1 protein-coding gene is annotated in these 863 nt (G+C 63.8%); it reads left to right on the top strand.

The window, feature by feature from the left end; translation table 11 throughout:
* On the top strand, positions 1-779 hold a 779-nt coding region (locus BLX41_RS35855; protein WP_259745047.1), incomplete at its 5' end, for a ShlB/FhaC/HecB family hemolysin secretion/activation protein.
* Positions 780-863: the final 84 nt, after the last annotated feature.

Raw genomic sequence — 863 nt, 5'->3', positions numbered from 1 at the left:
AGCAGACCGGCGACAGCCAGAACCACCAACTGCGCCTGGAGCGGGTGATTCATCGCGACGCCCTGAGCAAGACCTCGCTGAACAGCGGCCTGAGCTACCTGCGCACCAACAACTACATCGAAGACAGCAAACTGAGTAACAGCAGCAACCGCCTCAGCGAAGCACAGTTCGGCATCAACCACGGCCGGCGCATCGGCAGCGGCTTTCTCAACCTCGACCTGGGGCTGCAGGACGGCATCGGTGCCTTCGATGCCCAGCGCGAAAACCAGCGCGACAAATACGGCAATCGCCAGGCCAACGCCCGCTATCGCAAATACACCGCCACCGCCAGCTACCTGCAGCCGTTCAAGCTGTGGGAAGAGTCCCTGGTGTTCAGCAGCCTGGTCACCGGCCAGCGCAGCGAGGACCTGCTGTTCAGCTCGCAACGCATGAGCCTGGGCAGCCAGTCTTCGATCCGTGGCTACAAGGACCAGAGCCTCAATGGCGACAGCGGCTACTACTGGCGCAACGACCTGCGCTGGAGTCGCCCGGTGACCTGGGACTGGCTGCGCCCGGTGTTCGCCGAGTACGGCACGGGGCTGGGCTATGACCTCGGCGCGATCCGCAACGACCGCTATAACGCCGAGCAGCACGGCCGGGTCTCCAGCGACTCCATCGAGTTCTTTGCCCGGGGCAAGCACCTCGCCGCCAGCGTGACCTTTGCCCATTCCCTCGAACGGCCCGACGCCCTGAGTGAGCGGGAAGCCCCGATCTACTTCCGTGTGGACCTGCTCCTTTAACTCCGCTCTTTACCCGAGATACACGCCATGGACGCTCGTCAGTTTGCCTTTCTGGCCCGCCAGCCTTCCGCCACCCTGCAAGCG

Source organism: Pseudomonas protegens (genome assembly GCF_003732485.1).
Lineage (GTDB): Bacteria > Pseudomonadota > Gammaproteobacteria > Pseudomonadales > Pseudomonadaceae > Aquipseudomonas > Aquipseudomonas protegens_B.
The sequence above is the reverse complement of the archived record's forward strand: the minus strand, read 5'-3'. Positions and strand labels throughout refer to the sequence as shown.